Origin of the sequence: Agrobacterium sp. CFBP 3001 (genome assembly GCF_027871605.1) — a bacterium.
GTDB classification, from domain to species: domain Bacteria; phylum Pseudomonadota; class Alphaproteobacteria; order Rhizobiales; family Rhizobiaceae; genus Agrobacterium; species Agrobacterium leguminum.
Map to the genome: position 1 here is coordinate 248,240 of NZ_JAQAHD010000001.1, position 21,588 is coordinate 269,827.

Here is a 21,588-nt window from a genome sequence, read left to right on the forward strand (position 1 = left end):
GCATTCGTCAACATGTGCGAATGATTCCTGTGATGCCCGATTCCTGTTATGTTTGACGACTATCTGACCTGGAAGCCCTATTTCGAGATCGTGCCGATGCAGCATGAGGATTGCGCCGCGGTGGCGGAGTTGCATGCGCTGCGCTTTCCGCGCCCGTGGAACGACGGGGAGTTTTCCGGGCTGCTGACGCAAGGGTCGGTTTTCGGTGCTGTCGCACGCCAGACCAACGCCTTTTTCAGCAAGCCGCTCGGTGGTTTCGTGCTGGCGCGGGAAGTGGCGGGTGAGGCGGAAATCCTGACCGTTGCCGTGGCGGACAAGTTCGCACGCGCCGGTCTCGGCTGGCGTCTGATGCAGTCGGCCATCCGCGAGGCGATGATGCGCGGCGCCGAAACCATGTTTCTTGAGGTGGATAATAATAATGCCTCTGCGCTGGGGCTTTACAGGAAGCTCGGCTTCAAAACCGTCGCGGAACGCAAGGCCTATTACACCGCAAAGGATGGAACGAAGTCGACGGCGCTTGTCATGCGCCGCGATCTTCGCTAGTTCCCTGCGACAGGCATTTTTCGGCGAAAGCCGCAAACCGGAATTCTCAAAAGGCCAGAAGACGTGACAGACCTTTCGAAAACGCTGGAGGAGCTTTGCGCCGAACGCGGCATGCGGATGACGGATCAACGCCGTGTCATCGCCCGCGTCCTTCAGGAGTCAGCCGACCATCCCGATGTCGAGGAGCTTTACCGCCGCTCCTCCGCCGTGGATCCGCGCATCTCGATTTCCACCGTCTACAGAACGGTGAAGCTGTTCGAGGATGCCGGCATCATCGAGCGTCACGATTTTCGCGACGGCCGTTCGCGCTATGAGACCGTGCCCGAGGAACATCACGATCACCTGATCGACTTGAAGAACGGCGTGGTCATCGAATTTCATTCCGCCGAGATCGAGGCACTTCAGGAAAAGATCGCCAGGGAACACGGCTTCAAGCTCGTGGATCACCGGCTGGAACTTTACGGCGTGCCGTTGAAGCCCGGCGAACACTGAGACGCCGGTGAGCAGACGGGCGTTCCAATCATGATGTGGCTCCGGACAGCCTATATCGCGGTCGTTCTTCTGATCGTCACGCTCATATTGCTGCCGCTGCAACTGTTGGGCCTTGCCTTCGACTGGCGGCTTCGCCGCCGCATTCCGCGCCTCTGGCATCGCATCGCCTGCCATGTTCTCGGCATCCGCGTGCATGTGCATGGCGATGTGGAGCGGGCGAAACCGCTGATGCTTGCGGTCAATCACGCCTCGTGGAAGGACATCCTCGTTTTGGGCAGCATTGCCGACGTGGTGTTCATCGCCAAGACGGAAGTGCGGGACTGGCCGGTGTTCGGCTGGCTTGCCCGCTTGCAGAAAAGCATCTTTGTTCAGCGTGAGCAGAAACGCAGCACCGGCGCGCAGGTGAGCGAGATCGCCAGCCGCATGGCCGATGGCGAGATCGTCGTTCTGTTTCCCGAAGGCACCACCTCGGACGGCAACCGCATGCTTGCCGTCAAATCCTCGCTGTTCGGTGCGGCCTCCACCGCCGCTGAACAGGTGCCGGGCAAGCTGGTTTATGTGCAGCCGGTCGCCATCGCCTATACCAGGGTGCAGGGCATGGCCATGGGGCGCTACCATCGCGTCATCGCCGCCTGGCCGGGCAGCATCACGCTCGTGCCGCATCTTCTCGGCATCATCAGGGCCGGCGCCATCGATGTCGACGTGACATTCGGTGACAGCGTTCCGTTTCACAGCACGGATAACCGCAAGCGCCTGGCGACCGATATCGCCGCCTCCATCCGCTCCATGCTGGCCTTCAGCCTGCGCGGCGGCTGGCGGAATTAGCGAGATCGTAGCTTTTCCGGCATTTTTCTGTTTAATCTGGCCGTGAAAAACACTAGATAGCCGCCATGACCCAGGAAACGCTTGGCCTCGACGCCCCACCCATGATTGCCCGCGAGGGTTCGAACAGCAGAAAGGTCTTCATCAAGACCTATGGCTGTCAGATGAACGTCTACGATTCCGTCCGTATGAGCGATGCGCTGGCGAAGGACGGCTACGTTCAGACGGAAGATATGGGCGAGGCGGATCTGGTTCTGCTGAACACCTGTCATATCCGCGAAAAGGCGGCTGAAAAGGTCTACTCGGCGCTAGGCCGCCTGCGCGACATGAAAAAATCGCGCGAAGAGCAGGGCCGCGAATTCATGATCGGCGTTGCCGGTTGCGTTGCGCAGGCGGAAGGCGAGGAAATCCTTCGCCGTGCGCCCGCCGTTGATGTCGTCATCGGCCCGCAGACCTATCATCGCCTGCCGGACGCCCTGAAGCGGGTGCGCGGCGGCGAGCGTGTCATCGAGACCGAATATGCGGTCGAGGATAAGTTCGAGCACCTGCCTGTCGCCGAAAAGGCGACGCTGCGCACGCGCGGCGTAACGGCGTTTCTGACGGTGCAGGAAGGTTGCGACAAGTTCTGTACCTTCTGTGTCGTGCCCTATACGCGCGGTTCGGAAGTCTCCCGCCCCGTGCGCCAGATCGTCGATGAGGCGATGAAGCTCGTCGATGCCGGCGTGCGCGAGATCACGCTGCTCGGCCAAAACGTCAATGCCTGGCAGGGCGAAGGCCCGAAGGGTGAGAAATGGGGCCTTGCCGAGCTGCTCTACAGGCTGGCGGAAATTCCCGGCCTTGCACGGCTTCGCTACACCACCAGCCATCCGCGCGACATGGACGAGCGCCTTATCGGCGCGCATCGCGATTTGCGCATCCTGATGCCCTATCTGCATCTGCCGGTGCAATCGGGTTCGGACCGCATTCTGAAAGCGATGAACCGTCGCCATACGGGTGAGGAATATATCCAGCTTATCGAAAAAATCCGCGCCGCCCGCCCTGATATTGCCATGTCGGGGGACTTTATTGTCGGTTTCCCCGGTGAGACGGATCGCGATTTCGAAGATACGATGGCGATGGTCGAGACGGTGAAATATGCGCAGGCCTTCTCGTTCAAATATTCCACCCGTCCCGGCACGCCGGGAGCCGATCTCACCGATCAGGTTGCGGAAGAGGTGAAGGCCGAGCGACTGGAAAGATTGCAGGCCCTGTTGCTGCGGCAGCAGAAGGAATTTGCGGAATCGCTGGTCGGAAAAACCATGGATGTGCTGCTGGAAAAGCCCGGCCGCATGCCTGAGCAGTTGATAGGTCGCTCTCCATGGCTGCAATCCGTGAATCTTGATGCAAAGACGTTGAAAATCGGTGACATTGTTAATGTACGAATCACCGCAACGGGTCCAAACAGCTTGTTTGCCGAGGTGGCAGGGAGTTAGAGTGAGGAGCCGACACTGATTGGGACAGGAGTCTGACCGCTTGAACGCACACGAATTGGTATCAAATTCATCGCGCCAGCCACGCCAAGCCGCGACCGACGCCAATCACTTCGTCCTCACGTTCGAGAATAACAGGATAGCGGGAGAGCTATTCGGTCAGTTCGATCAGAACCTGAAGCTTCTGGAACAGCGCCTCAATATCGACGCTCGCCCGCGCGGTAATTCCGTTGCCATCACCGGCGATGTCGTTGCCACCAATCAGGCTCGTCGGGCGCTGGATTTCCTTTATGAACGGCTGCTCAAAGGCGGAACCGCCGAGGTTTCCGATGTCGAAGGCGCGATCCGCATGGCCATGGCCGCGGACGACCAGCTGACCTTGCCGACGATGGAACGCAAGGCGAAGATTTCCATGGCACAGATTTCCACCCGCAAGAAGACCATCGCTGCCCGCACGCCGACACAGGATGTCTACATGCGGGCACTGGAGCAGTCCGAACTGGTTTTCGGCGTCGGCCCCGCCGGCACCGGCAAGACCTATCTTGCCGTGGCGCATGCGGCGCAGCTTCTGGAGCGCGGCGCGGTTGACCGCATCATCCTGTCGCGCCCCGCCGTCGAAGCGGGTGAGCGCCTGGGCTTCCTGCCGGGCGACATGAAGGAAAAGGTCGATCCTTATCTGCGTCCGCTTTACGACGCGCTTTATGACATGATGCCGGGCGACAAGGTGGAGCGCGCCATTCAGGCGGGCGTCATCGAAATCGCGCCGCTGGCCTTCATGCGCGGTCGTACCCTTGCCAACGCCGCCGTCATTCTGGACGAAGCCCAGAACACCACGACCATGCAGATGAAGATGTTCCTCACCCGTCTTGGTGAGAACGGCCGCATGATCGTGACCGGTGACCCAAGCCAGGTGGATTTGCCGCGCGGCGTGAAATCCGGTCTTGTCGAGGCCCTGCAAATCCTCAGCGATGTCGAAGGCGTGTCCGTCGTGCGCTTCAAGGATGTCGATGTCGTTCGTCATCCGATGGTGGCGCGTATCGTCCGGGCTTACGAATCCCACACGGCCGTGCCGGATGAAAGCCTCGTAAAGGGCAGCTGACGTAAAGCAATGACAGCTCTGGATATTCAAATCAGCGTCGAGGCCGAAGGCTGGTCCTCGGAAGAGGATCTGCTGACCTTCGCCACCAGGGTGCTGGATGTGGCGGTCGATTTCCTGAAGCGGGAAGAGGACCAACCCTTCCCGAAAATGCCGGTGGAACTGTCGCTGGTCTTCACCGACGACGAAAATATTCGCGAAATCAACGCTGAGTGGCGCGACAAGGACAAGGCAACCAATGTCCTGTCTTTCCCGGCTTTTCCGCTGGAGCCGGGAGGAATACCGGGCCCCATGCTGGGCGATATCGTCATCGCGCGCGAGACGGTTGAACGCGAGGCCCTTGAACTTGAGAAGAGTTTCGGGGATCATCTGACCCATCTGCTCGTTCATGGGTTCCTGCATTTGTTCGGTTACGACCACATGGACGAGGAAGAAGCGGAAGAAATGGAGTCGCTTGAGACTCGCATTTTGGCGGTGCTTGGCCTATCTGATCCTTACGCGGGTCAGGAACCGCTTTAAATATTGTCTGGAGCCATGAACGAACATTCTGCACGACCTGCCAATGAGGGCAGAGAAAACGGCGAGCAGTCCTCTTCGGAGGAGGGCAGTAGTCACTTACGTCACGACTACAACGCCAAGCCGAAATCGACCATCTGGTCACGCATCGCACGGTTGCTGAAACCATCCCAGGGCGAGCGCCTGCGCGAGGATTTGACCGACGCGCTGATGGACGACACCGAAATCGGTGCGGCCTTTTCGCCCGAAGAACGGGCGATGCTCAACAATATCCTGCGTTTCCGCGAGATTCGGGTCGAAGATATCATGATCCCGCGTGTGGACATCGACGGTCTCGATGAGAATATGACGATCGGCGATGCGCTGATCCTCTTTGAGGAAACCGGGCGTTCGCGCATGCCGGTCTATGACGAGACGCTGGATAATCCGAAGGGCATGATCCACATTCGCGATCTGCTGGCCTATGTCGCCAAGCAGGCCCGCAACAAGCGCCGTGCCGGTTCGCGGAGCGTCGCTTACGGTGAGGTAAAGGCGCCGCGTTCACCGCGGCCGAATTTCGACCTGGCGCGTGTCGATCTGGAGCAGACGGTTGCCGCTGCCGGGTTGGTGCGCAAAATTCTTTTCGCACCGCCCTCGATGCTCGCCTCCGACCTTTTGAAGACGATGCAGGCCCAGAGAACCCAGCTTGCGCTGGTGATCGATGAATATGGCGGCACCGACGGTCTCGTCAGCCACGAGGATATCGTCGAGATGGTCGTGGGTGATATCGATGACGAGCACGACAAGGACGAGGCGATGTTTTCGCGTCTTTCAGCCGACGTGCTTGTCGCGGATGCACGCGCGGAACTCACCGAACTTGCCGAGGCGATCGGGCCGGAATTCGATGTGCGTGAACATCTGGAGGAAATCGATACGCTCGGCGGTCTCATCTTCTTCGCGCTCGGCCGCATTCCGGCCAAGGGCGAGGTGGTCCGGGCCGTGCCCGGTTTCGAGTTCCAGATCCTCGATGCGGACAGCAGGCGTATCAAGGGCGTTCGTATCGTCCGGGATCACGGCTCCGAAGGTGAGGATGATCGCGCTCCGGGCGAAGCGGGCGCCAATGAGGTGATTGCGCTGTCTGCGCCGGATGTTCGCCTTATCACGCACCAGCAGAACGCCGATTAAGAAAGGGTGACGGGGTTTTTCCCCGTCGCTTCCACCTTTCGACATATCAATGCGACAGGTATGAATGCCCGTGTTCGGCGTCGAAAAGAACAAGTGGCGCTTCGGTCGCCACGCCTCCTGTGGACTGCGAATCTTTTTTCCTTTACGTCGGGTCTGAGGGGAAATTCCGTGGCGCGGCCTTGTCGGCGGCGGGCTTTTCCGGACGCGCATAAACGGAGATGGCATGGAGCGTCTTGCAGGCAGGGTAATGCTGGCCGGCGGCATGAGCCGCGCAGTTATGGCGATTGCTGCAGGTGCGGTCGGGGCGCTCGCTTTGCCTCCATTCGGCTTTTTTGCAGCGCTGTTTTTCTCTTTCACTCTGCTTGTCTGGCTTGTGGATGGCTGCACTGGAAAACCGGGCGGCGGCCTCTTCAGCCGCATCCTGCCAGCCTTCGGCATCGGCTGGTGTTTCGGGCTTGGTTACTTCGTCGCTGGCCTGTGGTGGCTCGGCAATGCTCTCCTGCTGGAAGCCGATGAATTCGCCTGGGCGCTGCCGCTCGCCATCCTTGGTCTTCCCGCTTTTCTGGCGTTGTTTTACGGTTTTGCGGTTGCCGCAGCCAATCTCCTCTGGTCGGAGGGCCTCGGCCGTATCGCTGCACTTGCTGCCGCGTTCGGCTTTTCGGAATGGCTGCGCAGCTTCCTAGCCACCGGCTTTCCCTGGAACGCCATCGGTTACGGCATCATGCCCATCCCGATCATGATGCAGTCGGCACATCTGCTTGGTCTTTTCAGCGTGACGACGCTTGCGGTTTTCATATTCGCCTCGCCGGCGCTGATAGGCACGAAAAAAGGAATGTGGTCGGGTCTCGTTGTGGCGGGGCTACTACTGGCCGGCCATTTCGGTTATGGCTTCTACCGTCTCCAGACGCCGGCGGAGGTGCCCGCAGACGCACTGACCGTTCGGATCGTGCAGCCTTCCATCGATCAGTCACGCAAGATGCTGAACGCGGACAGGGCGGAGATTTTTGGCGAGCACCTGCGGCTCTCGGCTCTGCCGCCCGGCGAAGGGAAAAAGCGCCCTGATATCATCGTCTGGCCGGAAACCTCGGTGCCGTTCATTCTGACGCAAAACCCGGATGCTCTGGCGGAAATCGCCAAAACGCTGGAAGATGGGCAGGTGCTGTTCACCGGCGCCGTGAGAATGGAAGATCAGGGGGCAGGCCGCCCGCCGCGTTATTATAATTCGGTCTATGCGATCGACAGCCAGGGCGAGATCATCGGCGCGACCGACAAGGTGCATCTCACTCCTTTTGGCGAATATGTCCCCTTTGAAGGCATCCTGCGGGAGTTCGGCATCGACAATGTCATCGCCCTGCCGGGAGGTTTTTCCGCCGCTTCCTCGCGCACGCCGCTCACGCTTCCTTCGGGCAAGACCTTCTATCCTCTCATCTGTTACGAGATCATTTTCCCGGGTGAGATGACGCCGGGGCTGGCCGGCTCGGCCGCCATCCTGAATGTGACCAATGATGGCTGGTTCGGTGATACGCCCGGCCCCTATCAGCATTTTCTGCAGGCGAGGGTCCGGGCCGTTGAGACGGGCGTGCCGGTGATTCGCGGTGCCAATACCGGAATTTCCGCCGTCATAGACCCCTATGGCCGCATTATTGCGGGGCTCGATTACGGCCGGGTGGGAATTGTTGACGCCACTTTGAGTGGTGGGTCAAACGACGCATTTACTTACGACATACATCGGACGTATTTCTGGTTGATTTTTTCTATCTTGATGATCGTTGCGGTATTTCCCGCCTTGAGTTTCGCTCGGCGCCAGAATTGACCGGGAACCCCTGTAATTGCATAGTGAATACGTCAGTCGTAAAACAAGTTTAGACGCTGTCGAATTGCCGACTCATTTCTTCGAATAGTAATGAAGCGAGATATCAACCCTTTCCGAGTGTCAGGACCGCATGATGACCGAGAATAAGAAAAAGCCTAACCCCATCGACATTCATGTCGGAAGCCGAATTCGCCTTCGCAGAACCATGCTCGGAATGAGCCAGGAGAAGCTGGGTGAAAGTCTCGGAATTACCTTTCAGCAAATCCAGAAGTATGAAAAAGGCACGAACCGCGTTGGCGCCAGCCGCCTCCAGAATATTTCCGCGATCCTTAATGTGCCCGTTTCCTTTTTTTTCGAAGATGCACCCGGCGATCAGGCTGGCGGCACACCCGGCATGGCGGAGGCGTCGAGCTCCAACTATGTGGTCGACTTTCTGTCCTCGGCTGAAGGTCTGCAGCTGAACCGCGCCTTCGTGAAGATCGCCGACCCGAAGGTTCGCCGCCGTCTCGTCGATCTCGTCAAGGCGCTCGCCGCCGAAGGTGACGCCGAGTAAGCGCAGCCCGCGCGACGCAGAAAATTTCCGGCACGGGATGCCGGGCACTCAACGGTCCGCAAGGACCGTTTTTTTGTGCCCGATTGGAAAGGAATTCTCACATAAAGATATATTTATGTGGTTGTGTCCTTGTTTTTCACGGCCGAAATGACTAACAAACTCCAAGACCGTTCTTTGAGGGGAATCCCGCATGCGTGCCAATTATCTGTTCACCAGCGAGTCCGTGGCCGAGGGTCATCCGGACAAGGTTTGTGATCGTATTTCCGATGAAATTGTGGATCTCATCTATCGTGAAGCGTCCAAGACGGGCGTTGACCCGTGGACCGTGCGCATTGCCTGCGAAACGCTTGCGACGACCAACCGCGTCGTTATCGCCGGTGAGGTTCGGGTTCCCGATACGCTTCTGAAGAAGGACAAGGACGGCAAGGTCCTCAAGGACGCCGCTGGCCACCCGGTCATCAACCCCTCGAAGTTCAAGTCCGCCGCCCGCAAGGCGATCCGCGACATCGGCTACGAGCAGGATGGTTTCCACTGGAAGACCGCCAAGATCGACGTTCTCCTGCATCCGCAGTCTGCTGATATCGCGCAGGGCGTGGACAACGCCTCCGACAAGCAGGGCGACGAGGGCGCCGGCGACCAGGGCATCATGTTCGGTTACGCCTGCAAGGAAACGCCTGACCTCATGCCGGCTCCGATCTATTATTCCCATCGTATCCTGCAGCTGCTCGCCACCGCCCGTAAAAGCGGCGAAGGCGAAGCGGCCAAGCTCGGCCCCGACGCCAAGAGCCAGGTCACGGTTCGTTACGTCGACGGCAAGGCGGCGGAAGCCGTATCCATCGTTCTGTCCACGCAGCATCTCGATGCAAGCTGGGATTCGAAGAAGGTTCGCGCCGTTGTCGAGCCCTATATCCGCGAAGCTCTGGGCGACCTGAAGATCGCTGACGATTGCCAGTGGTACATCAACCCGACCGGCAAGTTCGTCATCGGCGGTCCCGATGGTGACGCCGGCCTGACGGGTCGCAAGATCATCGTCGACACCTATGGCGGCGCCGCGCCCCATGGCGGCGGTGCATTCTCCGGCAAGGACACGACCAAGGTCGACCGTTCCGCCGCCTATGCCGCCCGTTATCTCGCCAAGAACGTCGTGGCTGCCGGTCTTGCCGAGCGCTGCACGATCCAGATTTCCTACGCAATCGGCATCGCCCAGCCGCTGTCGATCTATGTCGATCTGCATGGCACCGGCAAGGTCAGCGAAGATCAGGTCGAGGCCGCGATCCGCAAGGTCATGGACCTGTCGCCGTCGGGCATCCGCCGTCATCTCGATCTCAACAAGCCGATCTACGCCAAGACGTCTTCCTACGGCCATTTCGGCCGCAAGGCCGGCCGTGACGGCTCCTTCTCATGGGAGAAGCTCGATCTGGTGAAGCCGCTCAAGGAAGCTTTGAGCGCTTGAAGCATTTCCGGTAAAATCGCGTAGCGGTTTTACGTCCGGAAAATGCGTCAACCAGATATCGCGCTTGTTATTTGACGGCGATTGAGAGATACCGTCACCAATTTTGTAACCCGCACAGTGCCTCATGTGGCGCTGTGCGGGTTAAGTCTATTTGTTCTTGAGAGTATGAGATGACGGAAGAACGGCGTTCGCGCGCGACGGAAGCATTTTTTGGCAGACGCAAGGGCAAGCCCCTGCGCAATCAGCAGGTCGACACAATCGAGAACCTGTTGCCTTTGCTGAAAATCGATCTGGAAAGCGCCCCGCCGCAAAATCTCGCCGCTCTTTTTCCCGCGGATGTGCGGTCGATCCGTCTGGAGATAGGCTTTGGCGGCGGCGAGCATCTCGCCCACCGCGCGGTTGAAAACCCGGAGACGGGTTTCATCGGCGTGGAGCCCTTCGTCAATTCCATGGCCAAGCTGCTCGCCGCCGTGCGTGAACGCGAGCTGATGAATATCCGCCTTTACGACGATGATGCGACGCAATTGCTGGACTGGCTGCCCGAGGGATCGATCGATCATATCGACCTTCTCTATCCTGACCCGTGGCCGAAGAAGAAGCACTGGAAGCGTCGTTTCGTTTCAGACGTCAACCTCGCCCGCTTCCATCGCGTGCTGAAACCCGGCGGAAAGTTCTGCTTCGCTTCCGATATCGATACTTACGTCAACTGGACGCTGCAGCATTGCGCCCGCCATGGCGGCTTCGAATGGACAGCGACGAGTGCTGATGACTGGCGCACGCCCTACGCCAACTGGCCGGGCACGCGTTATGAGAACAAGGCGAAAAGAGAAGGCCGCAGCTCGGCCTATCTCACCTTCATTCGTCGTTGAGCGGCTGAGCCCTCAGAGGGCCGCATCCACTTCCGCGGCAAGCGGAATGGAAGGCTGGGCGCCGGCGCGGGTGCAGGCGAGCGAGCCTGCGACGGCGGCGCGCTTCAGCGCCCTTTCGAAATCCATACCCTGATCGAGGCTGGCGGCGAGATAACCGCAGAAGGTGTCGCCCGCACCGACCGTATCGACCGGTTCGATCTTGAGGCCGGAAGCCCGGAAAACCTTGCCGTTGCGCATGGCGATCACGCCATCGGCACCGAGCGTCACGATCAATGTCTGGCCGGTCCTGTCATGCAGGGCTTTCAGTTCGTTTTCCCGCTCAGAACCGGAAAGGCCGTTCTTTCCGATCAGCAATTCGAACTCGGTTTCATTGGCGATGACGATATCGGCAAGGCCCGCAAGCCGCGGCCCATCGGCGGTCAGTGGCGCAGTATTGATGACGGTGGTGACGCGCTTTGCCTTCGCAGCCGTCAGCGCCGCTTCGATAGCGGGCGCGGGTATCTCGAACTGCAGCATCAAAATATCGCCCGCCGACATTTCCGCCAGGGCTTTCGCGGCGTCGGATGCGGAGACTTCACCATTGGCGGCGGGAATGACCGAGATCATGTTTTCCCCGCCTTCGCCGATAAGGATCACTGCCGTACCGGTAGGGCCGGGCGTGGTTTTAACCAATGACAGATCGGTTCCCGCGTCGCGCAGCAATGTCAGCGCCGGCACTGCAAAGGTGTCATCGCCCGCAGCCCCTGCCATCTTGACCGAGGCGCCCGCACGCCGTGCGGCCAGCGCCTGGTTGGCTCCCTTGCCGCCAGCGGCCGTGGAGAAGGTCTCGCCCGTCACGGTTTCACCCGGCTTGGGCAGGCGTTTGGCGGTGGCGACGAGGTCCATGTTGATGGAGCCGAAAACAGTAATCATGGAGGGCGTATCCGTATAGAATTCAAGCAAGGCGGCGACTTTGCCCGAGCGGATCACTCGTCGTCAACCACCCGCAACTTTGCCGTTCCCGCCCTGTTCTCGGCAAAGCGTCGAGCCTGCTCTATTTCCCCATGCGACGTCTCTTTTTCCGTCGGTGAAAAATCGAGACCTTCGATTTTCTGGCCGCGCGCCAGCACCTTGTCGGAGGAGATCAGCATCATGTCGATATCCTTTTGCGCCAATCCAAAATGGGCCTGCAGCTTGCGCGTCCGGTCGTCCAGCCGCCGCACATCGTCCATCAGCAATGCCACTTCACCCTGAATGAGATGCGCCTGCTCGCGCATGCGCTGATCCTTGAGCACGGACTGGATGACCTGTACCGACAGCATCAGAAGTGACGGCGAAACGATGACGACGCGGGCGCGGTGAGCGCGCTGCACCAGATATTCGAAGTGCTGGTGAATATCGGCGAAGATCGATTCGGACGGCACAAAAATGAAGGCCGTATCCTGGGTTTCGCCGCGAATGAGATACTTCTCGGCGACATCGCGAATATGCACCTCCATATCGCGGCGGAACTGCTGCACGGCGGCGCGTTTGGTTTCGGGCGTCTCGTCCGCCTTGATGGCGTTCCATGCCTCCAGCGGAAACTTGGCGTCGATGACGAGCGGCGGGGCATTGTTGGGCATCTTGATGGTGCAGTCAGGCCGATAACCGTTCGAAAGCGTCGGCTGCAACTGGAAGGCCCCGGCCGGAAGCGCATCGGCAATCAGCGTCTCCATGCGGGCCTGTCCGAAGGCGCCGCGCGTCTGCTTGTTGGAAAGGATGGCCTGAAGCCCGACGACGTCCTTGGCCAGATCCTGAATATTGCCCTGCGCGGCATCGATGACCGCGAGGCGCTCCTGCAGGCGGCTCAGATTCTCATGCGTCGACCGGGTCTGCTCCGTCAGTGTTTCGCCAAGGCGTTGCGACATGCCGTCGAGGCGCTGGTTCAGCGTCTGGCTCATCTCGGTCTGGCGGGTGCCGAGCGTTTCCGCCATGGCGGCGATGCGGCCATGCAGTTCGGACTGTGTTTTGAGGAGGTCGGAGATTTCGCCGTCGGCTCCTGCTTTTTTCGCACGGCTCGCCGTCACCAGCCAGGTCGTGGCCAGACCGAAAACCAGAGCCGCGAGCAGCGCGCCGAAGCTGATGTCGACGGAGCCGGCCCGTAACGCGGGATCGAGGAGAACGGAGAAATCTATGCTCATAATTAAATCTAGCAGGTTTCTTGTGATTCGGAAGATCAAAACAAGAACATTCCTGCGGCGGAAATGAGTCGGGCGGGACGGATGCCGGAGGCTGATTGAACCTCGTGTTTTTTATTTCCTCCGCGCAAGAGATACGTTATGGGAAGCCATGACCATCAAACCGCTTATCATTTTGCCCGATCCCGTGCTGCGCCAGCAATCGAAGCCCATCGAAAAGGTGGATGCCGAGGTGCTGCGTCTTGCCGACGACATGCTGGAAACCATGTATGATGCGCCGGGTATCGGCCTCGCCGCCATTCAGATCGGCGTGGCGCGCCGCATGCTGGTGATCGACGTTGCGCGTGAAGGCGAGGAAAAGACCCCGATCGTCTTCATCAATCCGGAAATCCTCAAGGTGTCGGACGATGTCTCGACCTATGAAGAAGGCTGCCTCTCCATCCCCGATTATTACGCCGAGGTTGAGCGTCCCGCGTCGCTCACGGTGCAATATGTCGGCCGTGACGGCAAGCAGCAGACGGTCGAGGCGGACGGCCTGCTCGCCACCTGCCTGCAGCACGAGATCGATCACCTGAACGGCGTTCTCTTCATCGACCATATTTCGCGGCTGAAGCGCGACATGGTCATCAAGAAATTCACGAAAGCGGCCCGCGCAAAGATCTGATCCGTACTCTGCGGACCGGAATGGATGACGGGGCAGGGGGCGACGATGGCTCTTCGCATCATTTTTATGGGTACGCCGGATTTTTCCGTTCCCACCCTGCGTGCACTGGTGGAGGCCGGCCACGAGATCGTTGCCGTCTACACCCAACCGCCGCGTCCCGGCGGCCGTCGTGGCCTGGATCTGCAGAAGTCCCCGGTGCATCAGGCCGCCGAACTGTTGGGCCTGCCTGTGCTGACGCCGGTGAACTTCAAGGCAGAGGAAGACCGACAGCAGTTCCGGGATTTCAATGCCGATGTTGCGGTTGTCGTGGCTTACGGGTTGCTGCTGCCTGAAGCGATCCTCAGCGGCACGCGCCTTGGCTGTTATAACGGCCACGCCTCGCTGCTGCCGCGCTGGCGTGGCGCTGCCCCCATCCAGCGGGCCATCATGGCCGGCGATGCCGAGACCGGCATGATGGTCATGAAAATGGAAAAGGGGCTCGATACCGGCCCCGTCGCACTGACCGCCAAGGTCGCGATCGATGAGAACATGACCGCCGGAGAATTGCATAACAGCCTGATGCTGGCCGGCGCGCGGCTGATGCGGCAGGCTATGGACAAGCTGGAAACCGGTGACCTGCCGCTTGTCACGCAGGCGGAAGAAGGCGTGCTCTATGCCGCGAAGATCGACAAGGGCGAGACCCGCATCGATTTTTCGAGGCCGGCGCAGGACGTGCATAACCACATTCGCGGCCTTTCGCCGTTTCCCGGCGCATGGCTGGAAATGGACATCGGCGGCAAGACGGAACGCGTGAAGGTTCTGGCCTCCGAACTGGCAAGCGGCATGGGAGAAGCGGGCGCGGCGCTGGATGACGCCCTTACCATTGCCTGCGGCAGCGGCGCCGTGCGGCTCACCCGTCTGCAGAAGGCGGGCGGCAAGCCGATGTCGGCGGCCGATTTCGTGCGCGGCACACCGGTTCCGACCACAACGAGGCTCGGCTGATGCCACGTTTCCGCATGACTGTCGAATATGACGGCACGCCTTATTATGGCTGGCAGAGACAGGATAACGGCCCCTCGGTTCAGGGTGCGCTGGAGGCTGCGGTTCGCTCGTTGACGGGAGAGAGCGTCTCCATTCGCGGCGCCGGCCGCACTGATTCCGGCGTGCATGCAGTCGGGCAGGTCGTCCATGTCGATCTTTCCCGAGACTGGGAGCCCTACAAGCTTCGCAATGCCCTCAATGCGCATCTCGCCATGGCGGGTGAAGCCGTGGCCGTCCTCGATGCCGCTTCCGTAACCGAGGATTTCGACGCCCGGTTTTCCGCCCTTCGTCGGCACTACCTTTACCGCATCATCTGCCGCAAGGCCCGGCTGGCGCTGGAGCACAAGCGGGCATGGTGGGTGTCGAAGGACATGGACCATGAGCGCATGCATGAAGCCGCCCAGATGCTCGTCGGCCGGCATGATTTCACGACCTTCCGCTCCGTGCATTGTCAGGCGAACAGCCCGGTGCGCACGCTCGACCGGCTGGATGTGACGCGCACCGGCGATCTCATCGAGATACGTGCGACCGCGCAGAGCTTCCTGCATAACCAGATCCGCTCTTTTGCGGGCACGCTGAAACTGGCGGGCGAAGGCACGACGACGCCCGAGGATGTGCGCGCCGCACTGGAGGCGCGGGATCGCAAGGCCTGCGGCCCGGTCGCACCGCCGGACGGTCTCTATTTCATGCAGGTGGATTATCCCGACGTCATTCCGCCGCGTCGCAGGTACCCTGAAGCCGATATGGCTGAGGACGCGGATTGACCGCTAAAACCCACGCCGGCTCTCAGGCCGGATAAACGCCGAGAAAACGCTGCAGCGCTTCTGACAGAAGCATGCCGGGCACCAGCAGCGTCATGACGATGGCCGAGACGAGCAGTGACTGGTCGCGGATGAAGAACCGCACAATTCGCGAGAAGGCGAAGACCAGCGACAGAAGCAGCGCCAGCCAGAGAATGGCGATCAGCCCCTGCAAGGGCGGCAGGAAGAATGCGATCAGGATCAGAACCGCATAGGCGTAGGAAAAGGGCAGCGACAGCCAGTTCATGGTGGTGACGAGCGGCGCGAATTTTTCCCGTGCGCCGAAGGCAAACAGCAGCATGCCGATCAACAGTAGCGGCACGATCCAGCAGATCGCCTCGACCATTGCCAGACGAAAGAAGAAGATAAAGCCCGTTCCGGTGCCGGGCGGATAGCTGGCGAGGAAGGCGGCGCGCAGCCACAGCCAGGAAACCAGCATGGCGGGCAGGCACCAGAGGGCGGAATAGAAGGACCGCCACATGCCGCGCTCGGAGAGGTCCAGATAACGAGCGCCATTATGGTCGCCGAGCAGCAGAAGCCACAGGCCCGTCAGATAGAGCCTTATTTCACTCGCCGTCGGCATGGGCGAACCAGCGTTCGATAAAGGTCTCGTAAATGCGCATCAGCGTCTCGAGATCGGCAACCGCCACACGCTCATCGACCATATGCATGGTCTGCCCGACGAGGCCGAATTCCACCACCGGGCAATAATCCTTGATGAAACGCGCATCCGAGGTGCCGCCGGTGGTCGAAAGCTTCGGTTCCTTGCCCGTCACGGCTTCCACCGCGCCGGAAAGCGACGAGATGAGGGCATTGTTCCGGGTAAGAAAGACATGGGCCGGGCGGTCGGCCCAGACGATATCGTATTTCACCGGTGCACGGTCGGGGCGAAGCTCGCCTTCCGCCGCGGCGGCATCGAGGCGGCGGATGATTTCCGCGCGCAGGCTCTCTGCAGTCCACGTATCGTTGAAACGGATGTTGAAGGAGGCCGTCGCCCGCGCCGGGATTACATTGGTGGCGGCATTGCCGGTATCGACGGTCGTTACTTCCAGATTGGAGGGCTGGAAATCGTCGGTGCCATGATCGAAGGGCGGATGCATCAGCGCATGGGTCAGTTGCAGCAGCCCGCGAATGGGGTTGTCGGCGAGATGCGGATAGGCCGCATGGCCCTGCACGCCATGGACCGTGATGCGGCCGGAAAGCGATCCCCGGCGGCCGATCTTGATCATGTCGCCAAGCTGGTCGGGATTGGTCGGCTCGCCCACCACGCAGGCATCCCATGTCTCGCCCTTGGCGGCCGCCCATTCCAGCAGCTTGGAGGTGCCGTTGATCGACGGGCCTTCCTCATCGCCTGTAATCAGGAAAGAAACGGACCCCCGCGGCTTGCCGTGTTTTTCAATATGGCGGGCAATGGCGGCAACGAAACAGGCGATGCCGCCCTTCATGTCCACCGCACCGCGACCGAACATTTCGCCGCCGGCGATTTCGGCCGCAAAGGGTGGATGGCTCCATGCGGCCTCGTCGCCCACCGGAACGACATCCGTATGGCCGGCAAACATCAGATGCGGACCGTCGGTGCCGAGTCGGGCGTAAAGGTTCTCCACGTCAGGCGTTCCCGCCTCGCTCGCCACCATCCTGTCCACCTGGAAACCAAGCGGTGAAAGCAGGGTGTCGAGCAGGGAAAGCGCGCCGCCTTCCGCAGGCGTCACCGAAGGGCAACGGATGAGAGCGGCGAGATTGGCAACGGGATCGGTCGTGGTCATGGCAGTCGCTTTATATCAGTCGCGCAGAAGCTCATTGATGCCGGTCTTGGAGCGGGTCTTTTCATCGACGCGCTTGACGATCACGGCGCAATAAAGGCTCGGGCCCGGCTCGCCGTTCGGGAAAGGCTTGCCCGGCATGGTGCCGGCAACGACGACGGAATAGGGCGGCACTTCGCCATAGGTGATCTCACCGGTGGCGCGGTCGACGATCTTGGTGGACTTGCCGATGAAAACGCCCATGCCGAGAACCGCGCCCTCACGCACGATGCAGCCTTCCACGACTTCCGAACGTGCGCCGATGAAGCAATTGTCCTCGATGATCGTCGGGCCCGCCTGCAAGGGCTCCAGGACGCCGCCGATGCCGACGCCGCCCGACAGATGCACATTCTTGCCGATCTGCGCGCAGGAGCCGACGGTTGCCCAGGTGTCGACCATCGTGCCTTCATCGACATAGGCGCCGAGATTGACGAAGGAAGGCATCAGCACCACGTTCTTGGCGACATAGGCGGAGCGGCGCACGACGGCGTTCGGCACGGCGCGGAAACCGGCGGCGCGGAACTGGTTTTCACCCCAGTTTTCGAACTTCGACGGCACCTTGTCCCACCAGGTAGATTCGCCCGGTCCGCCGGTCACGATCTCCATGTCGTTCAGGCGGAAGGAGAGAAGAACGGCCTTTTTCAGCCACTGGTTCACCTTCCAGCTTCCGTCAGCCTGCTTTTCGGCCACGCGTGCCTTGCCGCTATCGAGAAGTTGAAGAGATGTGTCCACGGCGTCGCGAACCTCGCCCTTCGTCGATACGTTCACACCATCGCGGTTGTCGAAGGCGGTTTCGATGATGGTTTCGAGGGAGGTGAGATCCGTAAGGCTCATGGAAAATTCCTTAAAGTCGCGTGGTGTTCGTGGTCACGGATGGTCCCGCGCCGCTGGAAGGCTTTGGTCATTTGATCTAAGGGAGTGTTGGAAAGGCGTCAATGTGATTTGGGTGATTTGGCGCGTCAGACGAAAGGCATGGAAATGACACGACTGAAAAACGGCAAGTTGCGGCGCAAGGACGGGGTATGGGACCCCTTGAAGCGCAGTGCCGTGGACAAGCAGCAGGCCGAGGTCGTTCAAAAAACACCGCAGTCGGATTCCCCGTCCTATCGCCTCGCCTATGTGGACATGGATTTTCTCTGCCGCGAGGAATTGCGCCCCGTCAGGCTTCAATTGGAACTGCTGAAGACGGAAATGGCGCTGACCGAGCGCGGCATCAAATCCACCGTCGTCATGTTCGGCGGCGCCCGCATTCCCGAACCCGGCGGTGAGGCCTGGGCGGCGCGCAATGAGACGCAGAAGCGCAATCTGGAGCAATCCTCGGTCTATTATGACGAGGCGCGTAAATTCGCCCGTCTCTGCACCGACTATGCCGCGAAATCCGACCACCTCGAATATGTGGTGGTCACCGGCGGCGGTCCCGGTGTCATGGAAGCGGGCAATCGCGGCGCTGCCGATGCCGGCGGTCCGTCCATCGGCCTCAACATCGTCCTGCCGCACGAGCAGGCGCCGAACCCCTATGTGACGCCGGAGCTGAGCTTCAACTTCCACTATTTCGCCATTCGCAAGATGCATTTCCTGATGCGGGCGAAGGCGGTGGTTATCTTCCCCGGCGGTTTCGGCACGCTGGACGAATTGTTCGAGGCCTTGACGCTCATCCAGACGAAACGCATGGAGCCCATTCCGCTCATCCTCTTCGGCGAGAAATTCTGGCGATCGGTGATCAATTTCGAATTCCTGGCGGATTTCGGCACCATCGCGCCGGAAGACATGAATCTTCTGCATTTCGCCGAAACGGCCGACGATGCATGGAAAATCATCTCGGCCCACTACGAACACTGATTATGCTTGGCGCGACGAAGTAATTTTAGGGCTTAATTAGCAATCTTCTTCTAATTTTGCCCCGTCGCGCTGCAGCGCACTGTCCCTTGTGGACGGGCCTCCATGACGGAGATTTCTCATCCGTTGACGTCAGCCTTTTCGGGCGGGCGATTTGATCGAGGCCAAAATGTTCAATTTCCAAGTGAAGTCGCTTGCGACCAAGCTGATCCTCGTAACCGGCTGCGCCATCACCACGGTTCTCGTTGCATCGAATTCCTTCCTTATTTCCCAGACGAGTGAGCGCGTGCACGCGCTGACCATGGATCAGGCCAATACCGAAGCGCGCGCCATCGCCAACGTCATCGCCGCCGATGTCGGTGAACTCGGCAGCGCCGCGCGCTCCATGGCCGGCGTTATCGGCCGTGCGCATCAGGCGAAATCGATGGATCGCCCCGGCATCGTCAACATCCTCAAGGCCAATGTCGAGCAGAATGCCTTTGCTTTCGGAAGCTGGTTCTGCGAGCAGCTCGGTCTCTTTGACGGGCAGAGCAAGGAGATTGCGGGCAGGCTCGATCTCGGCACCAATGAAAACGGTGCGTTTGCGCCCTATTGGTCGAAGACCCAGAAGGGCGACATCCAGTTCTCGACCTTCAAGAATGATTATGCGGCGGAATGGTATGCGCTCGCTTCCAAATCCGGTAAGGGCGCCATTACCCAGCCCTATCTCGCAGAAGGCACGGAAGTACCCACAACCATGACCTCGCTTGCCTATCCGGTCATGTCGGACGGCAAGATGATCGGCGTGGCAGGTGTGGATATCTCGCTGGCCTCGCTGTCGCAGAAGCTGCAGGCGCTGCACCCTTTCGAGACCGGCCGCGTAACGCTCGTTTCGCAGGGTGGCCAGTGGCTGGTGCCGCCGACGCCCGCGCAGAACATGAAAGCCTATGACGGAGACGGTGCGAGCACCGTTCAGGCGGCGATTACGTCCGGCAAGCAGGGCCTCATCGAAAATCTCGGCCTCGATACGGACGCGCCCTATAATCGTCTCGTTTATCCCTTCGCCGTTCCGGGTCTCAACGCGACCTGGGTGGTGCTGGTGGATATTCCCCATCAGGCCCTGAACGCACCGGTTCAGGAACAGACATACATGATGATCATCGGCGCGATCGTCATTCTCGCCGCCGTCATCACCGCGCTTTATTTCGCCGTGCGCCATTTCGTCCGCAATCCGCTTGCCTCCCTGGTGTCCGATGTCAGGACGCTGAGCGACGGTCGCTACGATGTGCCCGTTTCCGGACAGGAACGCCGGGATGAGACGGGTGCAGTGGCTACTGCGCTTGAAGGTTTCCGCGCGAAGCTTGCCGGCATCCGCGAGATGGAGGCCGAAGCCGAGGCCCAGCGTAGTCACGCGGAAACGGCGCGCCAGCGCTCGGAATCCGAGCGTACTGAAAACAGCCGGATGCAGCAGCACATTGTCGGCGTGCTGGGTGCTGGTCTCAATGCGCTTTCGCAGGGCAATCTCACCTACCGCATCGAGGACGAGTTCCCCGGCGAATATGCGAAGCTGCGCGAAGACTTCAACTCGGCGCTTGCGAGCCTTGAGGAAACGGTTTCCACCGTCAACGCAACCGTCGTCAGCATCGGCAACGGCACGGGCGAGATCACTCGCGCCGCCAGCGATCTTTCGCACCGCACGGAACAGCAGGCCGCAAGCCTGGAAGAAACCGCCGCCGCCCTCAATGAGCTGACGGCGCAGGTCAATTCCAGCGCGGAAAACGCCGCAGAGGCGGCCGGAGCCGTCAGCCATGCCTGCGACGACGCAGGCAAGTCGGGTGAGGTCGTGCAGCAGGCCGTAAACTCCATGGAAGGCATCGCGCAATCCTCGGCCGAAATCTCGCGCATCATCGGGGTTATCGATGAGATCGCTTTCCAGACCAACCTCCTGGCGCTGAATGCGGGCGTCGAGGCAGCCCACGCCGGTGATGCCGGCAAGGGCTTTGCCGTCGTCGCACAGGAAGTGCGCGAACTGGCGCAGCGGTCCGCAACCGCCGCCAAGGAGATCAAGGGTCTCATCAACACCTCGGCCACCCAGGTGAACGAGGGCGTCCAGCTCGTCGGCAAGGCCGGTGAGACGATGAAAAAAATCGCCGATCAGGTTCTGCAGATCAACCAGTTGATACGGCAGATTTCCGCTTCAGCCAGCGAACAGGCGGTAGGCCTGAAGGAGATCAACTCCGCCGTCACGCAGATGGATCAGGTCACCCAGCAGAATGCGGCGATGGTGGAAGAAACTACGGCGGCCAGCGTGACGCTGAACAGCGAGGCAGAAACGCTGAAGTCGCTCGTTGCCGGTTTCTCCGTTTCCGGCGGCCATTCCAGCCAGCAACTGCGCGCCACGGCGGCGGCAATGCGCGCACCCGTCGCTCCGGCGCAGGCGTCGGCCCGCCCGACCGCGCCCCGCGCCCGTCCGAGAACCAGCGGCGCAAACGCTTTGGCGCAGGATGACTGGACGGAATTCTGACGCGCCATTTCCGTCTCAAA

At 60.3% G+C, this 21,588-nt stretch carries 21 protein-coding genes; 16 read left to right on the forward strand and 5 right to left on the reverse strand.

The features are described 5' to 3' along the window. Positions 1-48 precede the first annotated feature (48 nt). From PH605_RS01245 to trmB, 11 genes are all read left to right on the forward strand, one after another. Positions 49-543, forward strand: a complete 495-nt coding sequence (locus PH605_RS01245) for a GNAT family N-acetyltransferase (protein ID WP_020812438.1) — start codon at positions 49-51, stop codon at positions 541-543. 63 nt (positions 544-606) lie between these two features. Continuing rightward, positions 607-1,035: a Fur family transcriptional regulator gene (locus PH605_RS01250; protein WP_003503749.1), complete on the forward strand. Its 429-nt coding sequence runs from the start codon at positions 607-609 to the stop codon at positions 1,033-1,035. Positions 1,036-1,065: 30 nt separating this feature from the next. Continuing rightward, a complete protein-coding gene (locus PH605_RS01255; RefSeq protein ID WP_125145228.1) occupies positions 1,066-1,860 on the forward strand; it encodes a lysophospholipid acyltransferase family protein in 795 nt (264 codons plus the stop codon). Between the two features lie 65 nt (positions 1,861-1,925). Further along, complete coding sequence (gene miaB, locus PH605_RS01260; protein WP_065654573.1) at positions 1,926-3,329, forward strand: tRNA (N6-isopentenyl adenosine(37)-C2)-methylthiotransferase MiaB; 1,404 nt, start codon at positions 1,926-1,928, stop codon at positions 3,327-3,329. 40 nt (positions 3,330-3,369) lie between these two features. Beyond that, the gene (locus tag PH605_RS01265; protein ID WP_080855862.1) at positions 3,370-4,425 is read left to right on the forward strand and encodes a PhoH family protein; all 1,056 of its coding nucleotides are present in this window, start codon (positions 3,370-3,372) and stop codon (positions 4,423-4,425) included. Between the two features lie 9 nt (positions 4,426-4,434). Then, the gene (gene ybeY, locus PH605_RS01270) at positions 4,435-4,941 is read left to right on the forward strand and encodes an rRNA maturation RNase YbeY (RefSeq protein ID WP_080855863.1); all 507 of its coding nucleotides are present in this window, start codon (positions 4,435-4,437) and stop codon (positions 4,939-4,941) included. A gap of 15 nt (positions 4,942-4,956) precedes the next feature. After that, positions 4,957-6,102, forward strand: a complete 1,146-nt coding sequence (locus tag PH605_RS01275) for a hemolysin family protein (RefSeq protein WP_080855864.1) — start codon at positions 4,957-4,959, stop codon at positions 6,100-6,102. A 223-nt stretch (positions 6,103-6,325) separates the two neighbouring features. Then, a complete protein-coding gene (gene lnt, locus PH605_RS01280) occupies positions 6,326-7,915 on the forward strand; it encodes an apolipoprotein N-acyltransferase (protein WP_080855865.1) in 1,590 nt (529 codons plus the stop codon). Positions 7,916-8,048: 133 nt separating this feature from the next. Next, on the forward strand, positions 8,049-8,468 hold the full coding sequence (locus PH605_RS01285; protein WP_003520055.1) for a helix-turn-helix domain-containing protein: 420 nt from the start codon (positions 8,049-8,051) through the stop codon (positions 8,466-8,468). A gap of 190 nt (positions 8,469-8,658) precedes the next feature. Continuing rightward, positions 8,659-9,921 (forward strand): methionine adenosyltransferase, encoded by a 1,263-nt coding sequence (gene metK / locus PH605_RS01290; RefSeq protein ID WP_003520054.1) that lies wholly within the window; start codon positions 8,659-8,661, stop codon positions 9,919-9,921. A gap of 170 nt (positions 9,922-10,091) precedes the next feature. Beyond that, positions 10,092-10,790: a tRNA (guanosine(46)-N7)-methyltransferase TrmB gene (gene trmB / locus PH605_RS01295; protein WP_078051327.1), complete on the forward strand. Its 699-nt coding sequence runs from the start codon at positions 10,092-10,094 to the stop codon at positions 10,788-10,790. A gap of 12 nt (positions 10,791-10,802) precedes the next feature. On the opposite strand, the gene PH605_RS01300 is transcribed toward trmB, so the two are convergent. Both PH605_RS01300 and PH605_RS01305 read right to left on the reverse strand, forming a co-directional pair. Further along, positions 10,803-11,702 carry a ribokinase gene (locus PH605_RS01300; protein ID WP_142844081.1) on the reverse strand — a complete coding sequence of 300 codons (900 nt, stop codon included), beginning with the start codon at positions 11,700-11,702 and terminating at the stop codon, positions 10,803-10,805. 53 nt (positions 11,703-11,755) lie between these two features. Continuing rightward, complete coding sequence (locus PH605_RS01305) at positions 11,756-12,949, reverse strand: DNA recombination protein RmuC (protein ID WP_161987698.1); 1,194 nt, start codon at positions 12,947-12,949, stop codon at positions 11,756-11,758. A gap of 148 nt (positions 12,950-13,097) precedes the next feature. On the opposite strand from PH605_RS01305, the gene def reads away from it, so the two are divergent. Genes def through truA form a run of 3 tightly spaced genes read left to right on the forward strand, consistent with a single transcriptional unit; the run spans position 13,098 to position 15,394 of the window. Further along, the gene (def, locus tag PH605_RS01310) at positions 13,098-13,610 is read left to right on the forward strand and encodes a peptide deformylase (RefSeq protein ID WP_003503724.1); all 513 of its coding nucleotides are present in this window, start codon (positions 13,098-13,100) and stop codon (positions 13,608-13,610) included. Positions 13,611-13,655: 45 nt separating this feature from the next. After that, positions 13,656-14,591, forward strand: a complete 936-nt coding sequence (gene fmt, locus PH605_RS01315) for a methionyl-tRNA formyltransferase (protein WP_142844079.1) — start codon at positions 13,656-13,658, stop codon at positions 14,589-14,591. Continuing rightward, entirely contained in the window at positions 14,591-15,394 is an 804-nt protein-coding gene (gene truA / locus PH605_RS01320) for a tRNA pseudouridine(38-40) synthase TruA (RefSeq protein ID WP_078051324.1), read from the forward strand. Before fmt ends, truA begins: the two co-directional genes overlap by 1 nt. Positions 15,395-15,416: 22 nt before the next feature. On the opposite strand, the gene PH605_RS01325 is transcribed toward truA, so the two are convergent. The 3 genes from PH605_RS01325 to dapD are packed head-to-tail and all read right to left on the reverse strand — an operon-like array spanning position 15,417 to position 18,063. Further along, positions 15,417-16,013, reverse strand: coding sequence for a hypothetical protein (locus PH605_RS01325; protein WP_003520047.1), 597 nt, complete (start codon positions 16,011-16,013; stop codon positions 15,417-15,419). Continuing rightward, positions 15,997-17,193 (reverse strand): succinyl-diaminopimelate desuccinylase, encoded by a 1,197-nt coding sequence (gene dapE, locus PH605_RS01330; RefSeq protein ID WP_142844078.1) that lies wholly within the window; start codon positions 17,191-17,193, stop codon positions 15,997-15,999. The genes PH605_RS01325 and dapE overlap by 17 nt, the downstream gene beginning before the upstream one ends. Positions 17,194-17,208: 15 nt before the next feature. Then, a complete protein-coding gene (gene dapD, locus PH605_RS01335) occupies positions 17,209-18,063 on the reverse strand; it encodes a 2,3,4,5-tetrahydropyridine-2,6-dicarboxylate N-succinyltransferase (protein ID WP_003520045.1) in 855 nt (284 codons plus the stop codon). 138 nt (positions 18,064-18,201) lie between these two features. Between dapD and PH605_RS01340 the strand changes: the two genes are divergently transcribed. Beyond that, positions 18,202-19,068, forward strand: a complete 867-nt coding sequence (locus PH605_RS01340; protein WP_031234344.1) for an LOG family protein — start codon at positions 18,202-18,204, stop codon at positions 19,066-19,068. Positions 19,069-19,234: 166 nt separating this feature from the next. Continuing rightward, a complete protein-coding gene (locus PH605_RS01345) occupies positions 19,235-21,568 on the forward strand; it encodes a methyl-accepting chemotaxis protein (RefSeq protein ID WP_271040136.1) in 2,334 nt (777 codons plus the stop codon). Positions 21,569-21,588 lie beyond the last annotated feature (20 nt).

Bases quoted from the DNA above. Each gene is read 5' to 3' on its own strand.
- def (WP_003503724.1), top strand. From the start codon at position 13,098: ATGACCATCAAACCGCTTATCATTTTGCCCGATCCCGTGCTGCGCCAG.
- PH605_RS01285 (WP_003520055.1), top strand. From the start codon at position 8,049: ATGACCGAGAATAAGAAAAAGCCTAACCCCATCGACATTCATGTCGGA.
- dapE (WP_142844078.1), bottom strand. From the start codon at position 17,193: ATGACCACGACCGATCCCGTTGCCAATCTCGCCGCTCTCATCCGTTGC.
- PH605_RS01305 (WP_161987698.1), bottom strand. From the start codon at position 12,949: ATGAGCATAGATTTCTCCGTTCTCCTCGATCCCGCGTTACGGGCCGGC.
- PH605_RS01345 (WP_271040136.1), top strand. From the start codon at position 19,235: ATGTTCAATTTCCAAGTGAAGTCGCTTGCGACCAAGCTGATCCTCGTA.
- PH605_RS01245 (WP_020812438.1), top strand. From the start codon at position 49: ATGTTTGACGACTATCTGACCTGGAAGCCCTATTTCGAGATCGTGCCG.
- PH605_RS01275 (WP_080855864.1), top strand. From the start codon at position 4,957: ATGAACGAACATTCTGCACGACCTGCCAATGAGGGCAGAGAAAACGGC.
- dapD (WP_003520045.1), bottom strand. From the start codon at position 18,063: ATGAGCCTTACGGATCTCACCTCCCTCGAAACCATCATCGAAACCGCC.
- trmB (WP_078051327.1), top strand. From the start codon at position 10,092: ATGACGGAAGAACGGCGTTCGCGCGCGACGGAAGCATTTTTTGGCAGA.
- PH605_RS01325 (WP_003520047.1), bottom strand. From the start codon at position 16,013: ATGCCGACGGCGAGTGAAATAAGGCTCTATCTGACGGGCCTGTGGCTT.
- lnt (WP_080855865.1), top strand. From the start codon at position 6,326: ATGGAGCGTCTTGCAGGCAGGGTAATGCTGGCCGGCGGCATGAGCCGC.
- PH605_RS01300 (WP_142844081.1), bottom strand. From the start codon at position 11,702: ATGATTACTGTTTTCGGCTCCATCAACATGGACCTCGTCGCCACCGCC.
- fmt (WP_142844079.1), top strand. From the start codon at position 13,656: ATGGCTCTTCGCATCATTTTTATGGGTACGCCGGATTTTTCCGTTCCC.
- metK (WP_003520054.1), top strand. From the start codon at position 8,659: ATGCGTGCCAATTATCTGTTCACCAGCGAGTCCGTGGCCGAGGGTCAT.
- PH605_RS01340 (WP_031234344.1), top strand. From the start codon at position 18,202: ATGGAAATGACACGACTGAAAAACGGCAAGTTGCGGCGCAAGGACGGG.
- truA (WP_078051324.1), top strand. From the start codon at position 14,591: ATGCCACGTTTCCGCATGACTGTCGAATATGACGGCACGCCTTATTAT.
- miaB (WP_065654573.1), top strand. From the start codon at position 1,926: ATGACCCAGGAAACGCTTGGCCTCGACGCCCCACCCATGATTGCCCGC.
- ybeY (WP_080855863.1), top strand. From the start codon at position 4,435: ATGACAGCTCTGGATATTCAAATCAGCGTCGAGGCCGAAGGCTGGTCC.
- PH605_RS01255 (WP_125145228.1), top strand. From the start codon at position 1,066: ATGATGTGGCTCCGGACAGCCTATATCGCGGTCGTTCTTCTGATCGTC.